The organism is Chitinophaga varians, from assembly GCF_014529945.1.
Lineage (GTDB): Bacteria > Bacteroidota > Bacteroidia > Chitinophagales > Chitinophagaceae > Chitinophaga > Chitinophaga varians.
This window is the reverse complement of record NZ_JACVFB010000005.1, coordinates 611,877-638,290: the sequence shown is the minus strand read 5'-3', so window position 1 is coordinate 638,290 and position 26,414 is coordinate 611,877. Positions and strand designations below refer to the sequence as shown.

Below are 26,414 nucleotides of genomic sequence, written 5' to 3'. Positions count from 1 at the left end.
CAATACTGTTTACTGGATAATAACCACGTTGTAGGTTCCTGAAGGATTGAGACCATTGCCACCACCAAGATTTGCAAAAGCCACATTAATATAGTTTGTGGCGGAAACCCTTACCCAGGATATAGCCAACCCGAGCGAGAGGTCAGACGCCGGATTTAAAATAATCGTATCTCCTACCTTGACCCCAGGCAGATAAATGTTGCTGACTATCCTGGAAGTATTATTGTTCATATTAGACGTGGTTACACTTACCTGTGTTTCGATAATGTTATTCAGCGTAGAGCCATTGGTGCCCAGTTTAAAAGTTCCTCTGACATCGAGTTTAGCAGCTGGCGCACTGCCATTGGTGTTAATCCCAAGTCCATTTCGGTCAATTCGTATCAGTTCAGTATAGGTGTTCGTGGCGTGGTACCAACTTTTGAAAACAAAAGGTTCATCACCATCGTCTCCAACGATAAAGTCGAAGCCGCCGTTGTTAGCGGAGCCGGTGGCACCGAATTCAAAGAGGTCTGTTCCTGCTGAACTGCCTTTCATACGGAAGTTGCCATCAGCGTCTACATAGAATATCGGTTTGTAGAAAGAGGCGCCTGGTGCTTCAAATTGCATAGCAGACCGAACGTATGTAATCGGCTGATCAGGGTCAGTATATTTGGAATCTACTAATCCTACCGTCTGGCGGCGACCAAATTCGAGGAAAGAGGTGGCATTTGATTTAATGACCATTGCCCTGTCATCATTGGTACCCAGAAAAGAACCTGCAGCGATACCGGTATTACCGGTTACGAGCCAGTTATTCGCTAGTGGGTTCAGGGTCACGATCACATCACCATTATTATTGATTGTTAATACTTTTGAGTTGGGGGCACCGGGTGTAACAGTGGCCAGGTTGGACAGACGCAAACCGGAAGTGAAAGCAGTTTCACCCAAGCCGGTGGCCTGACCAGCAATTTCCAGTTTGTTTTTAGGGGCAGCAGTACCCAGGCCCAGTGCAGTTTTGGTATTGTCCCAGAAGAACTGGCCGTTATTCTCTGCGACAGCCTTGGTTGCATCAATAAAAGGAACCGAGCCGGCAGTAAGACTGTTTAAAGTAAGTTTTGACGCCAGTGTTGCAGTCGCAGCCACTACGCCCCCTCCGACTCTTACATCCCTTCCGATATCTCCATAGCCGTCAATATTGAAGTTGGCAGCAGTTTGCATGGCAGTACCGTTATTGATGAAGTTACCGGTAGCACCGGTTGGCGCTTTAGGTTCCCACTGCGTACCATTGAAAGTCAATACCTGATTGACAGTTGGCGCGGTGGTGGCCACCGCTACGGAAGAAAGTTTGTTGGCATTCCAGATAGCCGAGCCATTGTCGGCATCGATGGTAAAGGAAGGATTGGTATTCAGGTTTTTAGTCGCTGTAGTAGTAGCTTTCATGCCGGTGCCGGCGGTCAGGGTGAGCTGACTGGCATATGGCAGATAATAGGTAGCATAGTCACCGGCGGCTGGTGCAATATTTCCGGCAGCATCAGGGGTGCGGCCGTTGAAAGTCAATGCACTACTGATAACGCCAGCGGCGTTGATATTAATACCATTGCCGGCAGAAAAGGCGCTTCTGGCCCTGGCCTGCGTAAAATACAGGTTGGTAGTGCCTTCGGCAATATTATCCGTTGTGATGGACGAGTAATCGGCCAGCTTTTTCCATGTCCCATTTGCTTTGATGTAAAGACATTTTTCTCCCGGATCGGTTACATACACAAACATACCGTCGGTGGCATTGAACAAAGCCCCGCCTGTGCTGATAGCGCTTTTAGGCACCCTGTTCAGCAACAGCCCCTGGCTATCGCTGTTCAGTTCCAGCAAAGCTTCCTTTTTGAGCAGTGTTGGCTGAAGCCCCAGTTTCAATTGTTGTGCAGTGGCCCGGACAGAAAACAGGAGTCCCAGACCCAGTACGGGTAAATATCTTAAAACAGTCATCTTCATAAATTAATTACATGGAAATGGGCAGGGCCGGCAAAAGGCAGATAACGGTCATGGTTATACGCATATGAGCGTGCAACCATGACCGTTATATTCTTAGTGTCTGATGATAAACCAGTTGGCACCGTCAGATTGCAGGGTTACGAAAGTCCAGTCATTATAGATGAAGTAGTCTGTACCATCTTCAATGGTTTCACTGTTTGAAGTAACGATCTTCAGGGATTTAGCCAGTGTACCGCCAATTTTTTTAACGGTGATCACTCTTCCTTTTCTGTTCACCGCGCTTAACAGGGTTACGGTAAGATCGCCGCTGGCGCAGTTCATGAGGATGGTGTTATCGTTATCCGTCATGGTGTAGCTGGCGTTCTGTGAAACGATGTTCAGGGACAGGGAGCCGGCTACCTGGAGGGTAGAATTGGCCGCCACCGTGGTGTCGCCAACAATTACTTTTGTGCGAACAGCCAGGTCGTCGTTGAATTTTTTAGCGCCTTTGAAAGTCTGGCCGATGTTGGTTACCAGACCTCTGTCGGCTACGAGGGAAGCAGAAGGAACGTGGAGGGTGAGCGTGTTGGCAACAGCATCTTCAGCATAGTGTACATCCGGGCCATCAGCGCCATTTTTGAACGTTCTGAAAGCAGCAGTAGGTAATGTCTTTTTAATTACTTCACCACCGGTTCCCAGCATCAGTACGTCTGTGTTAGCGTCTGTACCGGTAGCTACGCTGCCGAGGGTTACTTTGCCTTTCAGTTCGGTGGTAGTACCTACCTGTAAGGATTTACCGATTACCGCGTCATCTTTCAGGTTGGAAGTACCGTTCACGGTGAGGCCTGAACTGATGGTACCACCATTTTCTACGGTGATGCTGCCTTTGAAGGTTTTATTACCGCCGATGTTCTGGGCAACCGCAGTGAGTGCACCGGGGTTGGTTTCATCAGCCGCATGGAGCGCCAGGGCCGGATTACCGGAGGCGTCTGTACCGATGCTCAGACCAGCTGCTGTAGGAGTTGTATTGAAGGTAGCTATTACCATGGCTTTCGCTGCCTTGTCGAAGCGTATCCAGTCATTTTGCGTCAGCAGGCCTAAAGGTCTGTTACCATCCTGCTTTTCGATGGTCAGTTTGTGATCGGCGGTGGTAGCATTACCAGAAGGAGTAAAGTAGTAATCTGTACCGCCGGCGGTGGTCACCGTCTGGCTGGGAGCTGTCTGCCCGTTGATGGAGTTGATTGCAGAAGTAAAGGCTGTCTCGCTGATTTTACGGGAAGATACCTTTCCGCTGGTAGGATCTACCAGGAGTACATCTACACCGGCAGTTACCACATCCAGTTTTTTCAGGAAAGCATAACCGTTATCGATGATCAGCCCTTCCACGCCCTGTCCTTTCAATACCAATGGCACGCTGCCTGCGTTGGTACCGATGAAGTTACCGGCTACCGCGTCGTTGCCGGTCAGTTTCCAGTTAGCAGTAGCATCTTTATCGTTTGCCATTTTCTCCCAGGCGCCGTTTTTCCGGATGTAGAGCCCTCTCTGGGTAACATCGGTAGACTCCAGATACACGATCATACCGTCCGGAGGCGTCAGCGCGTCGATACCGGTAAAAGAGGTGAGGCGTGGGAGCAGGAGACCTTGTTTGTCGGATTCCAGTTCCAGTACGGAAGCTTTGTTGATTTTCGTCGGGTGGTCACCTACTTTGAGCTGAGCGTAGGTATCTGTAGCCAACAAGGCAAGGCTTCCCAGTAAAACACCGCGGAACGCGACTTGTAGAGATTTAGTCATGGTATAAGGATAAATAGTTAAAATGATCTTCCAGTAGGCCGCGCATGGGAGCGGACTTTATTATCGTTGTGTATTCAGTTACAAGGAAGTCAGAATAAAGATATAGGCAAAATTATAATATGTACAAGGGTCCGATATATATCTTATTCTCATACAAAAAATAATAGAGATAGATATTATTTTATGTGACAAAGGTATGTATTAGTAATTTTTCAAAAATGACATTATTATGCTATATTTTATATTTTAATAATATTTCTTATACCTGATTTTTGTGCATCCTGCCGGCTTTGGCATCGATTTCCAAAGACAGGCGGGACGCGGAAAACCGCTGCCGGCCCATTAACTTATCTTGAAACGGGGTGAGTTAACATTTTCATGTGAGAAAAGGGGGCATTGCGCCAAAATGGATATGGGGAAATGGCGGGCGGAAGAATGAAAGCGGGAAACGATGGAGAATTAGAGAGAATAGGTGGAAGAAACAGGCGGGAAAAGGTCATTTACGGGAGAATTAGCCGGGGAAAAGGGCTGAGTGAGACAGTAAATGATGGACGAAGATGGGGGCATGATGTAAAGGGCCGTGCGAAGGTGTGGCCAAACCGGGTTGAGGAGCGTGGATCAGAAGAGGGCCGGTAAAGAGCATAAAAACGGCCGCCTTTTACAGGCGGCCGTTTTTGGATAATTATATGCGTTGTTTACTTACGCTTCAGATTTTTCTGATTTGCTTTTAGAAGAGTTGTTCTTCAGTGTGAACACCAGTTTCTGGTTTTCCTTGTCGAGGTCAGCGACGAGGATGTCTCCGTCATGGATGTTCATATTGAGGATTTCTTCTGCCAGCGGGTCTTCCAGGTATTTCTGGATGGCCCTGTGGAGCGGTCTTGCACCGAACTGCTGGTCGTAGCCTTTGTCTGCCAGGAAGCCTTTTGCCTCGTCTGTCAGTTCCAGGCTGAAGCCCAGGTTGTTGAGGCGTTTGAGCACGCTCTTCATGGTGATATCGATGATGGTGTAGATGTGTTCTTTGCTCAGAGAGTTAAAGATGATCACATCATCGATTCTGTTCAGGAATTCCGGAGAGAAGGTCCTTTTCAGTGCTTTTTCGATCACTGATTTGGTGTTTTCCTCTTCGCTCATCGCCTTGGCAGAGGTGGTGAAACCTACGCCGGCACCGAAGTCTTTCAACTGGCGGGCACCGATGTTGGAGGTCATGATGATGAGGGTATTTTTGAAGTCCACCTTACGGCCGAGGCCATCAGTGAGGATACCGTCATCGAGCACCTGCAGCAGGAGGTTATAGATATCCGGGTGTGCTTTTTCGATTTCATCGAGCAGGATCACGGAGTAAGGTTTGCGGCGTACTTTTTCTGTCAGCTGACCACCTTCTTCGTAGCCTACATATCCCGGAGGCGCGCCAATGAGGCGGCTTACAGAGAATTTCTCCATATATTCGCTCATATCGATACGGATGAGGGCTTCATCGGAGTCGAACATGTAGCGGGCCAGGGATTTGGCCAGTTCGGTTTTACCTACGCCGGTGGGGCCGAGGAAGATAAAGGTACCGATTGGCTTTTTCGGGTCTTTCAGGCCTACGCGGTTACGCTGGATGGCTTTGGTGACTTTGCTGATCGCATCGTCCTGTCCCACCACGGCGCCTTTGAGGTCTTCGCCCATGCGGCGGAGTTTCTCAGTTTCGGCCTGTACCATCCTTTTAACAGGGATACCGGTCATCATGCTCACTACTTCTGCGATGGCTTCTTCATCGATCGGGTAGCGTTTATGCTTCACTTCTTCTTCCCACATGGCTTTAGCGCGTTCCAGGTCTTCACCCAGTTTCTTTTCCGTATCGCGCAGTGCAGCGGCTTCTTCGAAGCGTTGGCTTTTAACGACTTTATTTTTCTCCTGTTTGATATCTTCTATCTGTTTTTCCAGATCGAGGATATTCTGCGGCACATTGATGTTTTTGAGGTGAACGCGGGCGCCTACTTCGTCGAGCACGTCGATGGCCTTGTCGGGCAGCAGACGGTCGGTCATGTAGCGGTCGCTCAGTTTCACGCAGGCATCGATAGCAGCGTCGGAGTAGCTTACGTTATGGTATTCTTCATAACGGGGCTTGATGTTATTGAGGATCTGTATGGTTTCGTCCACGCTGGGTGGTTCTACCATTACTTTCTGGAAACGGCGGTCCAGTGCGCCGTCTTTTTCGATATACATGCGGTATTCGTCCAGGGTAGAAGCGCCGATGCATTGGAGTTCGCCTCTTGCGAGAGCGGGTTTAAAGATGTTGGAGGCGTCCAGGGAGCCGGAAGCGCCGCCGGCGCCTACGATGGTATGAATTTCATCGATGAACAGGATCACGTCTCTGTTTTTTTCGAGTTCGTTCATGATCGCTTTCATCCTTTCCTCGAACTGGCCGCGGTATTTAGTACCGGCCACCAGTGCGGCGAGGTCCAGGCTTACCACGCGTTTGTCGAACAGTACGCGGGACACTTTGCGCTGCACGATGCGCAGGGCGAGGCCTTCCACGATGGCTGTTTTACCCACGCCGGGTTCACCGATCAGGATGGGGTTGTTCTTTTTACGGCGGGACAGGATCTGCGAAACGCGTTCGATTTCCTGCTCGCGGCCAACTATCGGATCCAGGCTGCCGCTTTCGGCGAGCTTGGTGATGTCTCTACCAAAGTTATCCAGTACGGGTGTCTTGGATTTGGTGTTGGTCTGTTTGGCTTTCGATGCAAAACTCTTCCGTTCGTCTTCAAACTCTTCTTCACCCGGATCGTCGAATTCGGATTTAGGATCGGCAGATTTTACAAAGCCCAGTTCGTTTTTAAAAGTATCGTAATCCACGTCAAATTGTTGTAAGATTTGAGTACAAACGTTTTCCTTGTTCTTGAGTATGGAAAGCATGAGGTGTTCGGTTTCCACGGTGGCGCTCTTCAGCGCTTTTGCTTCCAGTACCGTTACCCGGATGACTTTCTCAGCTTGTCTGGTGAGGGGTAGACTGTTGATATTGGCAATATTCTTTCCAGTCTTATCTTTAACAGCTAATTCTACTTCTTTACGTAATTCGTATAGGTCTACGTTTAAAGCCTGCAGAATCTTTACGGCCGTGCCTTCGCCTTCCCGGATAATACCTAACAGCAGGTGTTCAGTACCGATGAAATCATTCCCCAGGCGTAAAGCTTCCTCTCTGCTGAACGAAATGATCTCCTTAACTTGCGGTGAAAAATTCTGGTCCATTGTGAGAATATTAAATGATCAAAAACCCTTACGGGGGCTTGCTTATACAATAATAACGAATAATTCTGAACTTAGATTATCAGCTATTTACTTTAGATGAAGTTATTCCTTTTTTGCACTCAAACAACTTACACTTTAATAGTATAAGATTTATTTTTGTGTTGAAAGCGGGGATAGCGTTCAAAATTACTTACGAGGAAAAAGCGGCTTTTGTTTTTATCTCCTTTTTATTTTAGTTTTTATAGGCTGGGTTTCCCTCTTTAAATTGATTTTTTAACTAAATGTATAAAACAACGTCCAACGCATGAAATTCAAAATTGATACCAAAGAAAAAATTGTTGTTTTTTGTCCTGAAGAACCTGCTTTGGATGCTAATTTGTCAGCCGATTTGATGTCCACCCTGGCCTCATTGCCGGAGCTGGAAACCCGCAACCTCATACTGGACCTGACATTGGTCGAAAAAAATGACCTTGCGGGCATGCAAGCCATTTTAACAGTGTATCAAGATATGTATGACAAAGGCCGTTCCTGCGCGCTCACCGGCGTTAACAGTGCTTTAACAAAGGAGCTGAAAGCGGAAGGCGGCGATATGCTCAATATCGCTCCCACCATGGCTGAAGCCATAGATCTTGTGATGATGGAAGAATTGGAGCGAGAGCTTCTGAACGGACTGGATTGATAAAAAGCGGCCCCGTTTCCGCCTGTAGCCGTATAATCGGTTAGGGCCAGAAGCAGGCAGCGAAACGTTTCACAATATGTTTGCAGTTACAATATTAGGTAATAACTCTGCTATCCCCACGCTGGACAGACACCCCACCGCACAGATCGTTACCTGTGATGAACAATTGCTGTTGGTAGACTGTGGTGAAGGCACTCAGCTTCGCATCGCCCAATACCGCATCAAACGCACCAAAATCAGGTATATTTTCATCAGCCATCTTCATGGTGATCATTATTTCGGGCTGATTGGCCTGTTGAACACGCTCAACCTGATGGGGCGGACAGACCCCCTCAGCGTATATGCGCCACCGGAGCTGGAGCCGATTATCCAGCTGCAGCTGGACTGCTCCGGTACACAGTTGCATTATGAGCTGTCTTTTGTGCCGCTGCAACCGGGTTACAGCGGTATTATCCTGGAAGACAAGGAGCTGACCGTACATTGTTTTCCTACGCAGCATCGGATTTCCTGTTTTGGTTTCTCTTTCACGATGCAGAAAAAGAAACGGAAACTGATCCCTGAACAGGCCAAGGCTTACGAGATACCTGCCGCTTACTACGGGAAATTACAGGAGGGCGCTGATTATACGCGAAAAGACGGCACCGTGGTGAAGAACGACTGGGTGACTTTACCACCTGCCAAAGGCAAGCGGTACGTATACTGTGCTGATACTATTTACGATCCGGAGCTCCTCCCCTGGCTGAAAGACGCAGACCTGGTGTATCATGAAACCACCTATCTGCATGATCTGGAAGCCCGTGCCGCAGAGCGCTACCACAGCACTACGGTGCAAGCCGCCTCCCTTGCCGCCGCAGCCGCTGCCAAAAGGCTGCTGATAGGGCATTTTTCGTCGAAATACACGGATTTGCAACCTTTCCTCGAAGAGACGAGGCCTGTATTTGCGGCCACGGACATTGCCGAAGAAGGCGTTACCTACTACGTTTAATCAATTACGAATTACAAATTACGAATTACGAATTGAGGGCTTTCCTATAGCGCGGCTATTAACTAACCGTTCCATGAGAAAGCCCTCAATTCGTAATTCGTAATTCGTAATTTGTAATTACTAGTATTGTTTCAGGTATTCACCAATCTGACGATAAAGCGCGTCGGTAGCGGGAACTACCGGCAGGCGGAAATAGTTACCGATGATACCGGCATGGCTCAGAAACGCTTTGATGCCTGAAGGGTTGTTTTCAGAGAACATCAGGTCGAAGCCCTGCATCATCTTGTAGTGCAGTGTGCGGGCGGCGGGGAAGTTATTTTCCAGCGCTGTTTTTACCAGTGCAGAGAAGTCTTTCGCGAAATAATTGGCCGCTACAGAGATAACGCCGTCCATACCGCAGCCCAGCTGTGCCAGGGCCAGGGCGTCGTCGCCGCTGATCACGAGAAAATCTTTCGGTTTATCCCGGATGATCTGCATGCATTGCATCATATCGCCGGAAGCTTCTTTCATGGCCACGATATTTTCCACTTCGTGCGCCAGGCGCAGGGTGGTTTCCGCCGTCATGTTGCGACCGGTACGGCCTGGCACATTATAGAGGATAATGGGCTTCGGAGAAGCAGCAGCGATGGTTTTATAGTGCAGGTAGATACCTTCCTGTGTTGGTTTGCTGTAGTAAGGCGCCACGCTGAGGATAGCCGCGGCCTCGTCCAGCGGGCATTTTTCCAGTCTTTTTACCACATCACGGGTATTATAATCGCCGATGCCGACCACTACCGGCACCCGCTTCGACACCTTTTCAAAAGTGAATTTCATCAAATCCAGCTTTTCATCTGCAGAAAGCGTGGGCGTTTCGCCGGTGGTACCTAATGTTACCACATAGTCTACGCCACCCTCAATTACATAATTGATGAGCTTTTCCAAAGCATTCCAGTCTATGCTTTCATCTGCTTTAAAGGGTGTAACCAAAGCCACCCCGGTGCCTTTTAACTGTTCCATGTGTGTTTTTACGGGAAAAAATAAAAATTAGAATTCCGAAGGCCGAAATTCTAATTTTTTATTGTGATCTCTAAATTTTTTTTAGTGTTCTTCGTAAAAGCCCATGCGGGAGAACTTATCGATCCTTTGTTCGATACGAACATCGGGGTCGATCTTCTTCAATTCCGCCAGTGTCTCCTTGATTTTTGTTTTCAGGATAGACGCCATTTCATCCGGGTTTACGTGAGCACCGCCCAGTGGTTCGCGGACAAGGCCGTCCACCAGTCCAAATTGGCTCATATAGTCGGAAGTCAGCTTCAGTTCTTCTGCGGCTTTTTCTTTGAAGTTCCAGCTGCGCCAGAGGATGGTAGAGCAGTTTTCCGGAGAGATAACGGTATACCAGCTGTTTTCGAGCATCAGCACACGGTCGCCGATACCGATGCCGAGTGCGCCACCAGAGGCCCCTTCACCGATAATGATGCAGATAACCGGTACGCGGAGTTTTACCATTTCAAAGAGGTTGCGGGCGATGGCCTCTGCCTGGCCTCTTTCTTCCGCTTCCAGGCCCGGATAAGCACCGGGAGTATCGATGAGGGTTACAATGGGCTTGTTGAATCTTTCCGCCAGTTTCATGAGGCGGAGCGCTTTGCGGTAGCCTTCAGGGTTAGCCATCCCGAAGTTCCTGAGCTGGCGCATTTTAGTGTTCACCCCTTTCTGCTGACCGATAAACATCACGGTTTCCCCATCCAGGTCAGCAAAGCCACCTACCATGGCTTTGTCGTCTTTCACATTCCGGTCGCCGTGCAGTTCCATAAAGTTGGTGCACATTTTTTCGATATACGCCAAAGTATAGGGCCTATCCGGATGGCGGCTGAGCTGTACACGCTGCCAGGCGGTGAGATGGGTGTAGATGTTGAGACGGGTGTCTTCAATTTTCTGCTCGTATTCCTTCACTGTAGCAGAAACATCTACCCCGGACTTTTCACCATTCTCCTTCAGCTTAGCCAGCTGCTCATATAAATCCGCGATAGGTTTTTCGAAATCCAGGAATTGCATAAATAGTTTAATTGGTTAAAGATCGGGTGTAAAGATAGTGCTGAAAATTTTTTTTAAAAAAGATTTGCTTAATTGGGAACTTTGTTGCTATCTTTGCAATCCCAAAACGGAACAACACAACGTCTTGGGATACAGAAAGATAGCTGGTCAAACAGCAATTTTTTTTTGAAAAGGATTGGTAGTTCAGTCGGTTAGAATGCCGCCCTGTCACGGCGGAGGTCGCGGGTTCGAGTCCCGTCCAGTCCGCAAGGATGAAAAGGAATAGACGCAAGTCTGTTCCTTTTTCTTTTCTCTTTTCAACATCGAAGGGCAGGTTCCAGAGCGGCCAAATGGGGCGGACTGTAAATCCGCTGTCTTTCGACTTCATAGGTTCGAATCCTATCCTGCCCACGCAAAAAAGCCTCCGAACGTCAGTTCCGGAGGCTTTTTCAGTTTTATACATAATTTACCCAGCTTTATTTTCTTCATAGTCATACAGACTCCGACCAGTAATCGATAAAAAATCAATCTGTATTAACGGTATCCGTTATACGTTTTATCCTCCTCTCCCGGAACAGGCATCTGTCCATCGTTGCTCTTTTCTGTAAAAGGTTGTTCTCAGTGGCCAAAATGCTGCTGCAGGTGGAATAAAGGTTAAGCATACTAACAAACGCTATTGAACCTTAGAACAAAAATGATTTCTTAGTTGATTTTTGGCAACAATTAAGGCTATGCATTTTTTTGATACAAAAAATGCGGTGAAAAAATTTCCTCTCCGGGTGATTATTAAAAGAAACAGGCATTAATCATTCAAATGCATCCACCCATTTGTCAATAATTAATTGCTGCAAACATGAAAAAACAAACGAAAATTATTCTCTGTATCATTTCAGTTACACTCACAGGATGGTGCCTCTATCATTTTCTGGGTTAAATCATTTTAATCAGATACCATGAAGGAAAGTATCAATGTATGGGGTATTCAGGAATACGAAGGTGATGGCGTAAGCTGTCCCATTATTCCCGCAAATTTACCCTGGTATAAAAAAGCGGCCCTTACTTTTTTCAGGTTTGGCGTATGTCCTGCTTGTATTGCCATGAGCCTGGGTTATAGTATCCGAAAACGTTTTAAGGGTAAAAACAGGGTATAACCATCCGGCATTTGTGCGTCCGAACAGGTAATGCTCCCCAAGGCATTACCTGTTTTTCTTAATACTCCCTTAATACAAAATTCTTTTTCTTTGCAGTCAACAGCACGACAACACTATGCCTCATGAAGATATTTCAGGCCCAATAGACCGCTGGCTGCAAGGGGATGATACCGCTTTTGAAGCGGTATTCCATTATTACCGCCAAAGGTTGCTACGCTATACATTCCGTTATCTCAAAAATGAGGCTGATGCTGAAGACCTCACCACCGAAATACTGGTAAAAGTCTGGCAATGCAGGCAGTCGGTCAACAACTCCGCCACCTTTGAGAACTATCTGTTTACCATAGCCCGCCATCGTGTCATCAAATCATGGCAGAAAAAAGTGGACCACCTTTTTTCGCTCGAAGCAGGCGGAGAGCCTACCGACCCTGCCGCGGCGACGGACCCTGTATTATACGGAGAGCTCATGCGCCATTATCAGGAAAGCCTCGCCGGCTTACCCGAACAACGACGCCGGATATTTTTGTTGCACCGGGAACAAAATCTTACTTATAAAGAAATTGCCCAACAACTGAACATCTCCCCTAAAACTGTGGAAAACCAGATCTCTGCCACATTAAAGCAATTACGCACGCAACTCGCCCAACATTTAGCCTCCATTATTTTATAGTCAGTGTTAACAAATTGTTATGCCATAGGGGAATATTAACGCCCAGGGATATACGCAGGTAAAGGCACCAAACGCCTGTCTGTATGCAGCAACAACCCGTTGATAAAAAACTTATCAGGATATATATAAATGACCGTTGTACCCCGGAGCAACTGAGCTCGATCCGGCAGTACCTGCACGATCCTGTTTACCAGGAAAGCCTCGGGGAATGGCTGTTACTGGACTGGCAGCAGGTTTCCGGCGAAACCTATACGCCCGAAGCTGATGCCGGCAAGAAGTACCAGGAATATCTTGCGTTGGTACGGCCTGCGCCAGCAACACCCGTGAAACAATTATCACCGTTCCGTTGGTGGAAAGTAGCAGCCGCCGCTGCGTTCATCAGTGTTGTAGCCCTGGCCGGCTGGCGATGGCAGCAAACCCGGTGGCAACGGGATGCACAGGAACATCAATGGGTACAACTGCATAATGAAGCCGGGAAGAGAACTAAAATCATGCTGCCAGACAGTTCACTGGTGTACCTCGATGCCCTCAGCAGCCTGCAATACAATCAAAATTTCGGTATTACCAACCGGAAAATCATCCTGGAAGGGGAAGCTTATTTTATTGTTCAGCATGGCGGCACCCATCCTTTCAGCGTGCAGACAGCCGGCCTTACCACCGTGGATGTAGGTACTGCTTTTAACGTCCGTTACCGCAACACAGAATCCTCCATCAAGGTAGCTGTTGCCCAAGGCGTGGTAAACGTGATGAAGAGCCAACAACCGGAGGTAAGCCCGATAGCGACGTTAACCCAACAACAGCTGTTGCTCTTTAACACCAACACCGGAAAAGCCACCGTGCAAATGTTGCCAGATACAGCCGGCATCGGGGCGTGGCGGCATGGTGTCCTGATATTCCGTAAACAATCCCTGAAAGAAGTGGCCGCGGAGCTTGAACGGTACTATGGTATCAGCATCCGGTTTGTACATCCGGAAGCAGGCAACGGCATTATCACCACTACCCTTCACCATTCGACGGTAGATGAAGCACTGGATATTGTTTCCATGACTGCCGGCGTAACAGCCACACGATCCGGAAAAACAGTATTGATAAAATAAAAAATCCGCTTCTGTTGAGAGAAGCGGAGATGAACATGCGCTATGAAAGCCGCCGGGGGACGGGAATCCAATGGTGGCCATTTCCATAACACAAACAACAATTAAAAGTATGAAAAAAAATCGAACGGGGCATGGGAGACGAATGCTGCCCCGAAATGCATTCCGCATCATTTTCCTGGGATGCCTGCTCATATGGAGCATCGCCCTGCAAGCGCAGGACGCAGCTAAAAAAATATCCGTACAATTCAGGAACACCCCGCTGCGCGAAGCATGTACTCATATTGAACGACAAACAGGCTTTAGTTTTTCCTATTCCGAAAACTCACTGGCAGCCTATGGCAAAAACGTTACACTCTCTTTGTCAGATGCCTCATTAACCAACGTTTTGAGCGGTATCTTCGACAAAAGTCCTATTACCTATACTATTAAAGGCAAACTGATTTTCCTCCTTCCTGATCCTGTTTACAAGGCAGCCACCGATCCCGCGAAGAAAGCACCCGGGCGCGTGACAGGCAGAATCATTGACGAAGGAAACGGCGACCCATTGCCCGACGTCACCATCCGCATCGGCAACAAAGGCGCCACCAGTGCAAAAGACGGCTCATTCGTCCTCGCTCTGCCTAAAGGAACGTATCAGGCAGAGGTATCTTCCATCGGCTATGTCTCCAAACTGGTGACCGACATCGAAATAAAAGACGAACAGACTTTTGACCTAAACATCACCCTTAAGAGAGAGAAAAAAACACTGGCGGGTGTGGTGGTCACTTCTTCCGTAAAAAAAGAGAGTGTCAATGCACTCTATATCCGGCAAAAAAACGAAGCCGGTATCTCTAATGGCATCAGCAGAGAACAGATTGCCGCGTTGCCTGACAAAAATGTAGGTGAAACATTAAAAAGAATTTCCGGTATCAGCACCAACGACAACCGTCGTGTAGTCGTACGCGGTATTGCAGAACGGTACAATCTCGCCATGATGGACGGCGCGATCTTACCCAGCACAGACGTACAGGTACGCGATTTTGAATTTGATATTATCCCCAGCAACCTGATCGACAATGTGATCGTATCCAAGACCTCCACACCGGACATGAGTTTTGGCTTTGGCGGTGGCCTGATACAGGTGAACACCTTCGCTATCCCCCAACAGAACTTCACCACGATCGGTATTGGCGGGAAATATACAGTCGGCAGCACCGGCAAAGAATTCCTGGGCTATGGCCGTGGCACCAAAGACTATCTGGGTTTTGATGATGGCAGCAGAGAGCATTTCCCTGATGATCTGCTGACTTTTAACAACCTAAACTATAACCCTAAAAATCCTAATGCAGCGCCCACCCCTGGTGTTACGCCCATAACACCCGCGATGATCGCTGAACAAAATAAAAGAATAGGCGGACTGGAAAGAATGGGCACCAGAATTTACCGCACGGCGCCCGGACAGAATTACCAATTCAGCCTGGGACGCAGCTATCAGCTGAAAGCGCATCGCCTTGGTTTTGTTGGTTCCATCAGCTATCGCAATGAACAGTCTATTGATGATATCTCTCACTTTGAGCGGGGAGACTGGGAGAAAATAGGCGCACCCAGCTATGATGCAGCCACCGGAGAGGAACTGCTGCCCACCTATTCCAAACATTATAATTTTAACACCACCTGGGGAGCTCTACTCAATATGGGCTGGAGCATGAAGCACCACAAAATTACCGTGCGTAATTTCTATTCCCGCGTGTTCAACAATCAGTTTTCCCGCCTTGTAGGCTGGGGTAATGAAATTGGTTCTGATGATGCGCCTGCGGTTCGGGAGTATGACCGTCCTAAATTCATTGACCTGCTACAAAACCGTATCAGTGGCGAGCATACGCTGGGCGCTTTTCAATTTGACTGGAACCTTTCCCGCAATAAGCTGACCAATCTGGAAAAGGATGCCGTAGAGGCCTGGCTGGTACCTACCCGCACGCTCAACAATACCACGCACAATGTCATGCCGAGCGGTGTTACCAATCCCGGTAACGGTACTTTCAACAGAGCACAATACCTGTATGAGGAAACCAATAAAATGGCAGAAGCAGCCCTTAGCTATCATTTCAAAGCACTGGGGCAAAAACAAACCATCAAAGCCGGTTATCAATTTATGGAACGCCAAGGGTTGTATGACTGGATGGTATTACCTATTGGCTCTGTTGAACCTCAGGGTAGCGTCTATCCTTTTGTGCCGGTACAGGAATGGACCAAATACCTGGATTTCAACGATCCTTTAAAAGACCTCCTGTATTATCCGGCCTCTTTCTCCCGGAACAGCTACGAAGGCAAAAATATCAACCAGGCGGTGTATGGCATGATGGACAATCGTATTACCAGCTGGCTACGGCTGGTGTGGGGGATCCGGGCAGAATCCTATCAATACGAAAGACTGAAAAACGGCTCCAATGACCTCACCATTTCCACGATGATAGACCAGGGAGAAAAACTTAAATACGTGGACCCTGAAACAGGAAAAGTAGTCTCTCCTTTCGCCGACCCCACCTCAGAAGAAAAAAAATGGCGTTATCTTCCTTCCGCCAGTCTTACCGCCACCCCACTCCGGGATTTCAATATCAGAGCAGCCTATGCACAATCTGTAGTAAGGCCAGCCCTGATTGAAAACTCCCGCATGATACGCTATGACCCCGGCATTGGCGCCTACCGCCGTAATGAAGGCGTGTTATCCACACTAATAGACCACTACGATCTGCGTTTTGAATGGTATCCGCAACCGGGTGAAGTCATCTCCGCAGGATTCTTTTATAAATATTTTGATAAACCAGTAGAGATATACCGCATGCAACCCGATGCCACCATGAGGGTATATGTGACTACTCAAAACTCAGAGTGGGCAAAGGTGAAAGGCTGGGAACTGGATATACGCAAACGGCTCGGGTTCATGAACCCCGGCTGGAAATGGCTGAACAATATTTTCCTGAACGGCAACCTCACGCTCCAAAGCTCTGAAGTACAAGCCAGCGCCTTTCAGGGAAAAGGCCTTACCGAGGATAAATATGGTATTCGATATGAGTACCGTACCAAAACCCTGCAAAAAGAAAAGAGACCCTTATACGGACAGGTACCCGTATTGTACAATATTGGCCTCCAATATACCGGTAACCGTTTAGGCGCCAACGTAGCCTTCAATCACATGGGCTATAAAACCTTTACCGCCGGCATGACACCCAACATCGTAGAATACGAACGGCCTCGCGACCAGCTGGACGCACAATTAAGTTACGCTTTCCTGAAGGACAAAAAACTGCATGTAAGACTGAACGTCAGCAACATCACTAACACCGCTTATCGTTTTTATATCAACAGCACCGACACCTACAAATACCAGGACAAATGGAATGGCCTTTCCCTGTCTCAAATCCCGGCTACAGAATGGGGTGATATCTATGAATGGAAAGAAGGTTTCTCGCAGAAATATGAAGAAGGTCATTATGAAACATCCGCAGATGGAAAAACGAAAACCCGGATTGGAGACAAGGACACCTTCATTCGCAAAGTAGGAACGTCTTTCAGCCTGTCCCTTTCCTACACTTTCTAATCTATGCCTGATCATCTAAAAAAAGAAAAATGACATACGCGAAAATATTTACGTTGATAGCAGGAGTCATGTTGTTGACAACAGCCGCCTGTAACAAAAAAACAGACTTCCTCTACAAAGGCGAAATGCTGCCCATCACCGTCAAAGGATACAACGGAGGCAGCGAAGATCTGGAGGTAAAAGTGGACACTTTTAAATTCAAATACAATTTGAACAGCGGCAACTTTAACCAAAGCGAAGCCTATACCTTCCGGGAGAATCAGCACACCGTAAAACTGACCATCTCCGGGCAGGAAACAGGAAAAATTGTACTGGAAAAAGAACTGAAAAAAGAGGAAGGGAAAGCCGTTATCAGCTTTTTTTATATGAACGGTCAGGTGATGAACATGCCACAAAAAGAGGCCAAAGAAGACGGAAAAATCAAAATTTCCTACCTGTTCATGCCCACGCTGACCCACTACAGTGAACCGGTAGACATCGTATTAGGGAAATACTATTTCACCCCGAAAGTGTTCGAAGAAATCACCCGTATTAAAAATGTAAAGCCCAACGAATTCAGCGAAACGGTGACATTATCCACCTTTCCCACCACCGGCCAACAATATAACGGGCAGAATACCCCCGTGCTGTTCAAAGCCTATATCTACAAGGCCGGCACCAACGAGTATTACACACAGGGAACGGCGTATAGCTGGCATCCTACCTCATCCAGCGCCCCTACTCCCGCAGCTCCGAATCCCTCTTCCACTATCTATATTTTCAGTGAAAGTGAAATAGACCGCAGCATAAGGTTTAACAAAAATCTGGAGTTATAAAAACAACACATCATGAAGTCTTTATTCAAACATATCATTACCACCGCCATCACGGGCATCCTGTTCTGTATGCTATTTACCGCCTGCAATAAGGAAGATCTGAAGGCCAGAAAAGTGATGCAGGTAGTCATCAATGGATATAACGGCAGCGACCACGCATGGCAGGTATCCATTGACACCACCAACTATGACATAGCTACAGCCTACGGCAAGTTCATCATCAAACCGGCAGAGATGATTGGGTTCAATGCCGTTTATACGTCACCGTTACATCAGCAGGCCACACCGACACTGACACTGACAGATACTTCCACCAAGGCAGTTATTTTCAGTCAACCGCTACCCGGCAGTGGCACCAAAGCCGCTTTTAATTTCATCTATTTCGATGGTAAAGCATTGGAGATAAACCCGCCCGCAGCCGAGGCCGCGACTAATAAACTGGGATTTTATGTCCGCCATACCGACGGCGATGCACTTTTCGATATTTTCCTTTACCGGAAAGATGCCACCGAGGGCACCGAATACAGGACGTATATCGCCAAAAACGTAAAACCGAACACCTGGGTATACGCAGATTATCTTTCTTCTCCGGACTTTGATACTAAAAACGAGCTGGATGGCGCCTTCATCTATTTTACAAAAGCCGGCACAACAGATCAGTGGGCTTTGGGCGACAGTGAAGACAACAGCAGCATTAGCGCATTTGGCATGAACCTGCCGCTTGCCGGAGAAAAAGGCCTGGTACAGCCATACTTCCTGGCCCATGGGCAGTTCCGGCTGGAAATGACCCGTTTGTATTTTTACCCTGACAGGACCTGGTAAATCCCTCCTCCTGCGAATGCCCTGCCGGTCCGGCGGGGCATTCCTGTTTTATCACAAAAATCCGGGCTTTCGCATCAAATATGTCAGTTTCCGCAACAGGCAACATCCCCGACACCCCTATCGCCTGTACTTTTGAAAGACATCAAAATCTATTTCTCCACCATGATGCCTTTCAAACAATGCTATCCCTTATTACTGTTACTGTTGCTGACCCTCTGTAGTCCCACGCGGATTATTTCCGCCCAGCATCTCGAAACACGTGCTGACAGCCTGATTTCGACCCTCTTTAAAGACCCCAATGGCCCTGGCGGCGTATTTATGATCGCCCGGAAGGGTAAACCGATCTATCAGAAAGCCTGGGGTAAAGCTAATCTGGAACTGGATGTACCCATTAAAACAGACGATGTGTTCCAGATAGGCTCCATGACCAAGCAGTTTACCGCCGTAGCCATTCTCCTACTGGAGCAGCAAGGGAAGTTAAGCGTGAAAGATCCACTGTCAAAGTACCTCCCTGACTATCCTTCCGGTGACAAGATAACGCTGCATCATCTGCTCACCCATACTTCCGGCATTCAGGATTTTACCCGCATGAAAAATCTTTCCACTATCGGACAAAAGGAAATGACGCCTGAAATGGTGATCGACTTCTTTAAAAACGAACCAGTTGACAGCGCTCCGGGGGAAAAATATTCGTATAACAATTCGGGTTACTTCCTGCTGGGATATGTAATAGCAAAGGTCTCCGGGGTGGATTATGAAAATTTTATTCAGAAAAATATCCTCGACAAAGTGGGTATGCACAACACCTATTATGCCACCGATCGGCAGATCATCAAAAACAGAGCATACGGTTATCATAAAAAAGACTCCGTCTATGTGAATAAAACCCGAATCAGTTATGACATTGCCTATTCCGCCGGCGCCCTGATGTCTACCGTAGCAGACCTGCTGAAATGGCAAAATGCGCTCAACCAACATCTGCTACTGAACAACACAGCGATGCAGAAAGCCTTTACACATTACACCCTGAATAACGGTGAGGCACATATGTATGGTTATGGCTGGCAATTCAAAGATATCAAAGGAGCACCAGCCAGGGTGCATGGGGGCCATATCTTCGGGTACAAGTCAATGGCGGTTTATATTCCGGGGGAAGATATTTACGTGGTAGGGTTAAGTAACTGCGACTGTAATTCGCCGACCAAAGTAACAGAAGATGTGGCGGCGATAGCGCTGGAGGAGTTAAAATAAAAAGAGGGCCCTCAAACGTTGCCCATGGGGTGATTGATTATTAAATGCTGTTCATGTTATCATGTTTATATTTCCTACAATAATTGAGATTAATTTATTTAAATTAGTTATGTCAACTAAGTCAGCATTTCATGTTACAGTAGCCTGTTATTAATACTCCCTGAATACATAACCTGGTAACCCGTTTTCAATCACCCCTTAAAACAACACCATGAAAACTTTTGTCTCTCTATTACTGTCAGTTCTTATTGTCGGTTTAGTTTACGTATCCAGTAAACAAAGTAATTCTTCTTCAGCCCGGCAAGATAAAGCCATTACACAACATGATCCTAACAATATTGGGGCTATCAATGTTTCGGGTACCCCCGGTACTGCAGATGCGGATAGATGGATGCTGGCTTATGCGGGTGCCACACCACGCACTTTTCATTACAATAATAATATCGCCCTGCAATATCGGGATGGTACGTCGCCTTGCGTGGGCGAAGGCTACAAAATAGTGAACGGTATTTGTGAAAGAGGAACGAAAGAGTGGACGGGAAGCAGCCATGCAGGTACCCGTTACTATTGTTATTATCACTATGTATTCAGTGATGGAACAACCAGCGGTACCTATACTGTATCCTCTAATTTCCCCTGCTTCACTCCTAATGATTAACAAAGTATTCAGGGAGTCATTTGTTATAAAGGGAGCAAAGCATGGCGGCTTATATCCCGGCAGAAGATAACAGAAGGTATGGCGGCGATAGCGGCTTAGAGAAGTTATCCGGTAGTTATTTTCAGGAATTGATGACGGTATCATCTAACCGTCCGGCTAACATAGCTTTCTCGAGGTGACCGATAGTGAAAGGTTTCAGCTCACGGGGTTTTCTCCACCAAATCAAAAAACCGCCAGGCTCATCACCGAAATAGGCACCTAAATTAAAATTGCTGATGTCTACATTAAATGCTTTACCAAAGGCAATGATCAGGTCTTCAGCATCGTCACCAGTCACGCCGAGATCATCTTCAATCAATGTGTCCCGCGTCATTGGCAATTTATCTTCGCCGATCTCATGCCGCAAAAAGGAGATTAATATCGTCAGTTGATCACTCATGACTTACCTTAAAAAAAAGCGGCTGTCTGAAGGTAACCGCTTTTTAAGTACACTTTATTTCTGGAAAAATAATTTTTTGGGAGCTTCCGCAGTCAGTTCACAACGAAGGGTAGCGCCGTTGCCGGCCAGTTTGGTGATTTCGCCGGCGCCTTCCACCACGGAGCAGACGCTGAAGTGTTCATCCTCTATTCTGGAAACGATGATCTTTCCCACGGTTTTTTTACGGGTGATTTTTTTACCATCTACGTTCACTTCTACCGCTTCATAGACTTTAAACTCGTCGCCTTCACGGAGATCTACTGCTTTGCCGGCAGAAAGCAACACCTTCACTGCGTCACCGTAGGCATTTTTTTCCTCTACGGAAGCGATGGTGGCCACCAGCCTGAAGTTGTCCTTTACGAATTTGTCGAGGCGGCCGCGGGTACCGGCCAGCGCATCGTGGAATCCGTTCTTTCCTTTGCCTGTATTGGAGAAGTTGCCGGCAGCTACCAGCTCACCGGAGTTCACGTCCAATACTTTCACGTTAAAGATGACTTCCGTTTGCTGGGTCACGGAATTACCGAATACCGGCAGCTTGGCCTGTTTCTGGTCTTCCATCACGCTCACTACATTGCCTACCAGCAGATATTGGGCTTTCAGCTCCTTCATAGCCTCCAGCTGCGCACTTTCAGTTGGCTGGGATTTGATCTCGTTCATCTCGCCCCGTTCTACAAAATCAAAACGTTTGGCACGCAGGAAGGCGTCTTCCACGGTATTCCGAATAGCAGCCTGCTGACCGGTACTGTCAGTACCTTTGAAAACAATACCAATGAGCGGTTTAGTTTGACCGAAAGCGCAGGCAGCCAGCAGCAATGCTGCAGCCGTAATTATATTCTTCTTCATACTCCTATGGGCCCGGCGGCTTTATGAGCATCCGGATTATTTGTTGGCTATAAGTTTTTCAGATTCAAATTTAGGTGAAAAACGTATATCCTACCCGGTTATTATGCCGCAACAGGGTGTAAGGGGGCATACAAGAAAATTTTAACACGCCTTTAAGAATGCACGGATATTATTTGGCAGTAACGGCTGGCAACTTATATTCGGCCACCGCCTTCACCAGTTTCTCTTTATCTGTTTTCAGCTTTTTGAGGAATGGTTCGATACCATTGCCATAGGCCCGCTGACTGGCAGACAGCAATAAAATACCCGGCTGCTGAGGGTTGGCATTACGCTGGTAGCGGTATACATTTCGTTCCACGATCAATAGCTGCTTGCCATCAGCGGAACTTTGGCTCATCAGAAAATCAAGAATATACTGCTGGTCTTTTTCATACACATTATAATTTACCAGCGGATTGGAAGCCTGTAGTTTCTTCAGTTCCGCCACCTTTTGGCTTACCAAGTCGGCGGGTTGAAAATCTCCCTTCAGGAAGTCGATGGTAATCAGCGAATTAAATTTCTCCAGGGTCTCTCCCGGTAGCAGGTATTCCTGCTTGTAATAGTTATTGTTGGGATGTGAAGACCATACCAGCTGATAACCGGCATTGTTCAGCTGCAGCGGTCCCGGTATATTCAGATAGTCGTTGACTTTAGTTTGCGCCATTACGCAGGTAGCTCCCCATACCAGGAGCAGGCTTAGTAATATCGATTTTTTACGCATCTTGTTTTAAATAATAGTTGTAACCTAATAATTGGATATCATCCGGGTTTTCCCAGTACAGTTCATCCAGTTCGTTGAGCCGTTGCTGTTGGTCTTCATTAAGATATTCATCGAGGTATTTGGGAATGTCCCATAATTCCTTAATTCTCTCCTCCTCTTTCAACACAGCGATTGTTTTTTCATATTCTGTGATGATCGCCAGACTTTTTACTGCGCCGAGTTTAGCCAATATCTGCTGTGTTTTCTCAAAATTTTCGTAGCCCCAGTTGCAGAAGTACTGCAGGAAGCCACCATTGTACATATCTGCTTCCAGCCTCCATATCCGTACTACCTCCTGTTCTTCTTCGGTGAGCAGTTCCAGTTTACCACCATGTAGATCGAAGAGTCGTCCTGTTATTTCAAAGGAATAATCTTCAAAAGCCTGTCTTTGTTCATCCATTGCCATCTGTTGTTATTGTTCTGTTGATAATAAACAATGTTTTCTGTTCTTTGGGTTTATCTGATTTGAGGTAGACCGTAACGGCCAGCGCGTTTTCCCGGGTTTTATTGAGCCCGGAAAGGATCAGTTTTTCTTCCGCCGGGATGCTGATCACGTCGCCGGCCAGTAGGTTTTTATAGCCCTGTACGCCTTTACTGTAAAACAATTCCACCAGCTGGTGGTTGCGGACCACCATCCAGCCGTTCCCAAATTCTGTATTAAAACGAATGGCGAAGGTATCCGGACCGATGCGAACTGCCTGCCAGGTATTAAAAATAGGGTCGCCCAGGTTAAACAGTTCCTTGCGGGTCACCGCTCCGGCGGTATCTACCAGCAGGAGGGCCAGTCGGCCATTGTCATCATCTGCCAGCAGGCAGGACACTTCTTTAAAAGAGCAGGTGATGATATCCCGTGCGTGGTGGCCGCCGAGGTCCAGCTCCCGGCGCTTTATCTCCTCGCCCTTTTCATTGATTTGCCGGTGTATCCACAGGTCATTCATCTTTTTCAGGAGATGAATTTCATTGTCTGCCACATACACTTTATTCTGCGTGGGTGGTGCTATTTTGATATTGTTCTTCTTTTTGATCACCCCGTCTTTAAACACGATGGTGAGCATTTTGTCTGGTTTTGCACTGGACCATTGGTCCTTGTCATAGAAAACGGCAGCATCCTGTACGATGCCCATGAACTTGCCGGTAAAAGGGCGGTTGCCTTTGGGTTTTTCCGTTTGCTCCCGGCTGAAAACAGGTATGCTGATTTCCAGTTCTTTGTCCGGGTGATAGGGAACAACCGACACGAATGCCTCTCCTGACGGGCTGGTAAACAGCGTCGGCAGTACGCCATCTTCTTCCTCACAGCTGTTCATAACGGCGCCATCGGCGTCAATCAGGGTATACACTGTCTTATAAGAACGGCTGTTGTACACATAATTGGCCATGAGCGTCTGTTCGCCATACGTGATGTTGCTGTGGTGAGACACGCCCATTGCGGTCGTCAGGCGGGTAACTACTGCTATGGCAGTACGGGTGGTTTCAATCTGAAATGGTTCTACGGTGATGTTATTGTTCATTCAGGGTACGGTTAAATTCCATCAGGTACACCAATGGGGGTTACCAAATATGTTTTAAGGACTGACAATCAATCGTTGTTTTTTAAAAAGGAAAGGTACTAAAAAAAGTTTTCGCCTGTTGTCCTATTCGGGGAAGTTCAGTTGATATAAGGGTATAACATTCAAAAACAATCTATCACCCTGATAAAACACATGATTATGGACACTTTTCTCGCCCCTGTTGAGCAGCCCAAAGGCCTGATGATGAAACTGGCTTATTATTTTACCCGTAAGCAGTTCGGTAAAGTGCTGGCACCGCTAAAAGTACACTCTGTAAGGCTGCCCGTAGCTTTCGGCATGTTCTACGGGAAAGTGAACAAACTGGACAAAAAACTGACCTTAAACCCGGAAACCATTCTGCTGGTAAGGCAACAGGTAGCCCGACTGAACATCTGCCTTTTCTGCATGGACATCGCCCGCTGGGAGGTTATTCGTACTTCCATGGACAGTACCAAGTTCGACGCACTGCCGGAATACGCCACCAGTGCTTTGTTCACCCCGGCAGAAAAAGCATTGCTGGATTATGTCACAGAGCTGACGCAGCATAAAAAAGTGCATCCGGACACATTCTCCCGTATGGCCATGTTTTACAACGAAACACAGATCTGTGAGGTGGTGTGGCTGGTTGCCAGTGAGCATCTGTATAACATGACCAACATAGGGCTGAATATCCACTCTGATATGCTGTGCGATTTGCGCAGGTCCCAGGGCTGAAGTCCTGGACTACGTTAAGAGCGCTTTTTAGATGCTATGATTGCATAAAGAGTTCGCCGGAGAGGAATTTTTTCTGCCATGCCTCCAGTTCAGCCACGCGGCCCCGGACCAGGTCTTCGTATTCTCTGGAGGCGGTTTTAAAGAACAGCGGGTTCGTCACAATACCGATCAGCTGATCCAGACCGGAAGTAAAGAACAGCATCACCGGTATCGGTATCAGGCCGCTGTCTTTGTAATCATGGATGACGGCGGTCATCAGCCGGCTGAATTCCTGATAGGCATGATCATCCCATTCCGCTTCCATCCTTACTTTAAAGGAGAAATCTTCGTCGGAATCGATATATTCCAGATATTTTTTAAGTGATTCTTTCATATTGATACGCATGGTGGAGAACAACAGCTATTCATTCAGCATTTATCTCCGCTACTTCCGTGCCGGCTTTTTCGGCTTGTCGCCCCTGAAGGGAAACATGTTTTAGGGGGCCTGCAAACGGGTTTAACAAATAACAAACAGTTATCGAATATAGGAATAAAATTAAAACAGCCACCGAATATCCTGTATCGGTGGCTGTTTTTTAGGGGGAATAAACCGGGACCTATTTTGCATACCCAAGAATTCGATTTACTTCCATTTTAGTAAGGCCGGGAAATCTCACACATGTTATACTTCCCGCCTCTTTCTGGTAGGCGATTGTCAGGCTGTCTGGCTGTATAGCGTCTCTGTTAGTAAGGAATTGATATATCCAGTCTTTATCCCGATACCTACCGATTTCCGCCATAGCGGGGCCCATCATTTTTTTCCCCAGCTGATGACAGGCCGCACAATTCATCTGGAACAGCCATTTCCCGGTAGCCAGGGGGCCACGCTGAAACTTCGTCATCACAATGGGTGGATTGATGGTGGTGTCACTATAGGGGAAGTAAATGGACTTAAAAATTTGCAATACGGTTGGCACATCATCCAGCCTAAAGCCACTCATAAAAAAATGGTGCTCCTGATCTTTCAGATAGATGTCGACAGCCACATGCTTATTACGCTCCTCTCCGGACATAGCAATTACTGCCTGCAACCCGTTGATAGTATCTTCCTGATAAGTACCTGAAGAATCCAGGTCCATATCTACGCCATAGATGCCATAATCAAATGAGAGCGTGTCTTTTCCGTTGGATAGTCCACCGACGTAACTATCTATTCCTTTAAAGGTTATTTTTTTCCATTCCTGTGGCGCTTTCAGCTTAAACGGACCGTAGTCGATCGTTTTCCAATCTGTGTGAGTGGTCGACCGGCAGGCAAACATCAGGCAACACAACCAAACGTAGCATAGGTACTTCATAGCAGTGAGGGTCAT

The 26,414-nt window shown here is 47.3% G+C and carries 23 protein-coding genes and 2 tRNA genes; 13 read left to right on the top strand and 12 right to left on the bottom strand.

Annotated elements, in window-relative coordinates; all coding sequences use genetic code 11:
- Positions 1-9: 9 nt before the first annotated feature.
- The 3 genes from ICL55_RS26055 to ICL55_RS26045 all read right to left on the bottom strand — a co-directional run bounded on the left by ICL55_RS26055 (position 10) and on the right by ICL55_RS26045 (position 6,969).
- Positions 10-1,959, bottom strand: a complete 1,950-nt coding sequence (locus tag ICL55_RS26055) for a hypothetical protein (RefSeq protein ID WP_188103006.1) — start codon at positions 1,957-1,959, stop codon at positions 10-12.
- A 99-nt stretch (positions 1,960-2,058) separates the two neighbouring features.
- Positions 2,059-3,735 (bottom strand): autotransporter outer membrane beta-barrel domain-containing protein, encoded by a 1,677-nt coding sequence (locus tag ICL55_RS26050; protein WP_188103004.1) that lies wholly within the window; start codon positions 3,733-3,735, stop codon positions 2,059-2,061.
- 699 nt (positions 3,736-4,434) lie between these two features.
- On the bottom strand, positions 4,435-6,969 hold the full coding sequence (locus ICL55_RS26045) for an ATP-dependent Clp protease ATP-binding subunit (protein WP_168810692.1): 2,535 nt from the start codon (positions 6,967-6,969) through the stop codon (positions 4,435-4,437).
- Between the two features lie 304 nt (positions 6,970-7,273).
- On the opposite strand from ICL55_RS26045, the gene ICL55_RS26040 reads away from it, so the two are divergent.
- A complete protein-coding gene (locus tag ICL55_RS26040; RefSeq protein WP_188103002.1) occupies positions 7,274-7,648 on the top strand; it encodes an STAS domain-containing protein in 375 nt (124 codons plus the stop codon).
- 76 nt (positions 7,649-7,724) lie between these two features.
- Complete coding sequence (locus tag ICL55_RS26035; RefSeq protein ID WP_188103000.1) at positions 7,725-8,633, top strand: ribonuclease Z; 909 nt, start codon at positions 7,725-7,727, stop codon at positions 8,631-8,633.
- A gap of 120 nt (positions 8,634-8,753) precedes the next feature.
- On the opposite strand, the gene dapA is transcribed toward ICL55_RS26035, so the two are convergent.
- Both dapA and ICL55_RS26025 read right to left on the bottom strand, forming a co-directional pair.
- Positions 8,754-9,629, bottom strand: a complete 876-nt coding sequence (dapA, locus tag ICL55_RS26030) for a 4-hydroxy-tetrahydrodipicolinate synthase (RefSeq protein WP_188102998.1) — start codon at positions 9,627-9,629, stop codon at positions 8,754-8,756.
- Between the two features lie 81 nt (positions 9,630-9,710).
- The gene (locus tag ICL55_RS26025; protein WP_188102996.1) at positions 9,711-10,664 is read right to left on the bottom strand and encodes an acetyl-CoA carboxylase carboxyltransferase subunit alpha; all 954 of its coding nucleotides are present in this window, start codon (positions 10,662-10,664) and stop codon (positions 9,711-9,713) included.
- 172 nt (positions 10,665-10,836) lie between these two features.
- Between ICL55_RS26025 and ICL55_RS26020 the strand changes: the two genes are divergently transcribed.
- The 10 genes from ICL55_RS26020 to ICL55_RS25975 all read left to right on the top strand — a co-directional run bounded on the left by ICL55_RS26020 (position 10,837) and on the right by ICL55_RS25975 (position 20,684).
- Positions 10,837-10,910, top strand: a tRNA-Asp gene (locus ICL55_RS26020).
- A gap of 61 nt (positions 10,911-10,971) precedes the next feature.
- Positions 10,972-11,054: transfer RNA gene (locus ICL55_RS26015), tRNA-Tyr, on the top strand.
- A 542-nt stretch (positions 11,055-11,596) separates the two neighbouring features.
- A complete protein-coding gene (locus ICL55_RS26010) occupies positions 11,597-11,794 on the top strand; it encodes a hypothetical protein (RefSeq protein ID WP_188102994.1) in 198 nt (65 codons plus the stop codon).
- A 115-nt stretch (positions 11,795-11,909) separates the two neighbouring features.
- Complete coding sequence (locus ICL55_RS26005) at positions 11,910-12,464, top strand: RNA polymerase sigma-70 factor (protein WP_188102991.1); 555 nt, start codon at positions 11,910-11,912, stop codon at positions 12,462-12,464.
- Positions 12,465-12,547: 83 nt separating this feature from the next.
- Positions 12,548-13,561, top strand: a complete 1,014-nt coding sequence (locus tag ICL55_RS26000; RefSeq protein WP_188102988.1) for a FecR family protein — start codon at positions 12,548-12,550, stop codon at positions 13,559-13,561.
- Between the two features lie 109 nt (positions 13,562-13,670).
- Entirely contained in the window at positions 13,671-17,138 is a 3,468-nt protein-coding gene (locus tag ICL55_RS25995; RefSeq protein ID WP_223151597.1) for a carboxypeptidase regulatory-like domain-containing protein, read from the top strand.
- Positions 17,139-17,167: 29 nt separating this feature from the next.
- The gene (locus tag ICL55_RS25990) at positions 17,168-17,953 is read left to right on the top strand and encodes a hypothetical protein (protein WP_188102986.1); all 786 of its coding nucleotides are present in this window, start codon (positions 17,168-17,170) and stop codon (positions 17,951-17,953) included.
- 12 nt (positions 17,954-17,965) lie between these two features.
- Positions 17,966-18,775: a hypothetical protein gene (locus ICL55_RS25985; RefSeq protein WP_188102984.1), complete on the top strand. Its 810-nt coding sequence runs from the start codon at positions 17,966-17,968 to the stop codon at positions 18,773-18,775.
- Between the two features lie 132 nt (positions 18,776-18,907).
- On the top strand, positions 18,908-20,026 hold the full coding sequence (locus ICL55_RS25980) for a serine hydrolase domain-containing protein (RefSeq protein ID WP_223151596.1): 1,119 nt from the start codon (positions 18,908-18,910) through the stop codon (positions 20,024-20,026).
- A gap of 211 nt (positions 20,027-20,237) precedes the next feature.
- Complete coding sequence (locus ICL55_RS25975) at positions 20,238-20,684, top strand: hypothetical protein (RefSeq protein WP_188102982.1); 447 nt, start codon at positions 20,238-20,240, stop codon at positions 20,682-20,684.
- Positions 20,685-20,805: 121 nt separating this feature from the next.
- On the opposite strand, the gene ICL55_RS25970 is transcribed toward ICL55_RS25975, so the two are convergent.
- The 5 genes from ICL55_RS25970 to ICL55_RS25950 form a co-directional block, all read right to left on the bottom strand.
- Entirely contained in the window at positions 20,806-21,123 is a 318-nt protein-coding gene (locus ICL55_RS25970) for a DUF1493 family protein (protein WP_188102979.1), read from the bottom strand.
- Between the two features lie 54 nt (positions 21,124-21,177).
- Positions 21,178-22,005, bottom strand: a complete 828-nt coding sequence (locus ICL55_RS25965; RefSeq protein WP_188102977.1) for a hypothetical protein — start codon at positions 22,003-22,005, stop codon at positions 21,178-21,180.
- A 169-nt stretch (positions 22,006-22,174) separates the two neighbouring features.
- Positions 22,175-22,765, bottom strand: coding sequence for a hypothetical protein (locus ICL55_RS25960; RefSeq protein ID WP_188102975.1), 591 nt, complete (start codon positions 22,763-22,765; stop codon positions 22,175-22,177).
- Complete coding sequence (locus tag ICL55_RS25955; RefSeq protein ID WP_223151595.1) at positions 22,758-23,204, bottom strand: DMP19 family protein; 447 nt, start codon at positions 23,202-23,204, stop codon at positions 22,758-22,760. The genes ICL55_RS25960 and ICL55_RS25955 overlap by 8 nt, the downstream gene beginning before the upstream one ends.
- Positions 23,197-24,312: a hypothetical protein gene (locus ICL55_RS25950; protein ID WP_188102971.1), complete on the bottom strand. Its 1,116-nt coding sequence runs from the start codon at positions 24,310-24,312 to the stop codon at positions 23,197-23,199. Before ICL55_RS25950 ends, ICL55_RS25955 begins: the two co-directional genes overlap by 8 nt.
- A 198-nt stretch (positions 24,313-24,510) precedes the next feature.
- On the opposite strand from ICL55_RS25950, the gene ICL55_RS25945 reads away from it, so the two are divergent.
- Positions 24,511-25,065: a carboxymuconolactone decarboxylase family protein gene (locus tag ICL55_RS25945; protein WP_188102967.1), complete on the top strand. Its 555-nt coding sequence runs from the start codon at positions 24,511-24,513 to the stop codon at positions 25,063-25,065.
- Between the two features lie 34 nt (positions 25,066-25,099).
- On the opposite strand, the gene ICL55_RS25940 is transcribed toward ICL55_RS25945, so the two are convergent.
- The gene (locus tag ICL55_RS25940; RefSeq protein WP_188102965.1) at positions 25,100-25,438 is read right to left on the bottom strand and encodes a hypothetical protein; all 339 of its coding nucleotides are present in this window, start codon (positions 25,436-25,438) and stop codon (positions 25,100-25,102) included.
- Between the two features lie 223 nt (positions 25,439-25,661).
- The gene (locus ICL55_RS25935; RefSeq protein ID WP_188102963.1) at positions 25,662-26,399 is read right to left on the bottom strand and encodes a c-type cytochrome; all 738 of its coding nucleotides are present in this window, start codon (positions 26,397-26,399) and stop codon (positions 25,662-25,664) included.
- Between the last annotated feature and the right edge of the window lie 15 nt (positions 26,400-26,414).

What these genes read in the sequence shown, in the direction of transcription:
- dapA (WP_188102998.1), bottom strand. Translation starts at nt 9,629, where the DNA reads ATGGAACAGTTAAAAGGCACCGGGGTGGCTTTGGTTACACCCTTTAAA.
- ICL55_RS26005 (WP_188102991.1), top strand. Translation starts at nt 11,910, where the DNA reads ATGCCTCATGAAGATATTTCAGGCCCAATAGACCGCTGGCTGCAAGGG.
- ICL55_RS25940 (WP_188102965.1), bottom strand. Translation starts at nt 25,438, where the DNA reads ATGAAAGAATCACTTAAAAAATATCTGGAATATATCGATTCCGACGAA.
- ICL55_RS25970 (WP_188102979.1), bottom strand. Translation starts at nt 21,123, where the DNA reads ATGAGTGATCAACTGACGATATTAATCTCCTTTTTGCGGCATGAGATC.
- ICL55_RS25955 (WP_223151595.1), bottom strand. Translation starts at nt 23,204, where the DNA reads ATGGATGAACAAAGACAGGCTTTTGAAGATTATTCCTTTGAAATAACA.
- ICL55_RS26045 (WP_168810692.1), bottom strand. Translation starts at nt 6,969, where the DNA reads ATGGACCAGAATTTTTCACCGCAAGTTAAGGAGATCATTTCGTTCAGC.
- ICL55_RS25935 (WP_188102963.1), bottom strand. Translation starts at nt 26,399, where the DNA reads ATGAAGTACCTATGCTACGTTTGGTTGTGTTGCCTGATGTTTGCCTGC.
- ICL55_RS25965 (WP_188102977.1), bottom strand. Translation starts at nt 22,005, where the DNA reads ATGAAGAAGAATATAATTACGGCTGCAGCATTGCTGCTGGCTGCCTGC.
- ICL55_RS26040 (WP_188103002.1), top strand. Translation starts at nt 7,274, where the DNA reads ATGAAATTCAAAATTGATACCAAAGAAAAAATTGTTGTTTTTTGTCCT.
- ICL55_RS25950 (WP_188102971.1), bottom strand. Translation starts at nt 24,312, where the DNA reads ATGAACAATAACATCACCGTAGAACCATTTCAGATTGAAACCACCCGT.
- ICL55_RS25985 (WP_188102984.1), top strand. Translation starts at nt 17,966, where the DNA reads ATGAAGTCTTTATTCAAACATATCATTACCACCGCCATCACGGGCATC.
- ICL55_RS26025 (WP_188102996.1), bottom strand. Translation starts at nt 10,664, where the DNA reads ATGCAATTCCTGGATTTCGAAAAACCTATCGCGGATTTATATGAGCAG.
- ICL55_RS26050 (WP_188103004.1), bottom strand. Translation starts at nt 3,735, where the DNA reads ATGACTAAATCTCTACAAGTCGCGTTCCGCGGTGTTTTACTGGGAAGC.
- ICL55_RS26000 (WP_188102988.1), top strand. Translation starts at nt 12,548, where the DNA reads ATGCAGCAACAACCCGTTGATAAAAAACTTATCAGGATATATATAAAT.
- ICL55_RS25995 (WP_223151597.1), top strand. Translation starts at nt 13,671, where the DNA reads ATGAAAAAAAATCGAACGGGGCATGGGAGACGAATGCTGCCCCGAAAT.
- ICL55_RS26055 (WP_188103006.1), bottom strand. Translation starts at nt 1,959, where the DNA reads ATGACTGTTTTAAGATATTTACCCGTACTGGGTCTGGGACTCCTGTTT.
- ICL55_RS25945 (WP_188102967.1), top strand. Translation starts at nt 24,511, where the DNA reads ATGGACACTTTTCTCGCCCCTGTTGAGCAGCCCAAAGGCCTGATGATG.
- ICL55_RS25975 (WP_188102982.1), top strand. Translation starts at nt 20,238, where the DNA reads ATGAAAACTTTTGTCTCTCTATTACTGTCAGTTCTTATTGTCGGTTTA.
- ICL55_RS26035 (WP_188103000.1), top strand. Translation starts at nt 7,725, where the DNA reads ATGTTTGCAGTTACAATATTAGGTAATAACTCTGCTATCCCCACGCTG.
- ICL55_RS26010 (WP_188102994.1), top strand. Translation starts at nt 11,597, where the DNA reads ATGAAGGAAAGTATCAATGTATGGGGTATTCAGGAATACGAAGGTGAT.
- ICL55_RS25990 (WP_188102986.1), top strand. Translation starts at nt 17,168, where the DNA reads ATGACATACGCGAAAATATTTACGTTGATAGCAGGAGTCATGTTGTTG.
- ICL55_RS25960 (WP_188102975.1), bottom strand. Translation starts at nt 22,765, where the DNA reads ATGCGTAAAAAATCGATATTACTAAGCCTGCTCCTGGTATGGGGAGCT.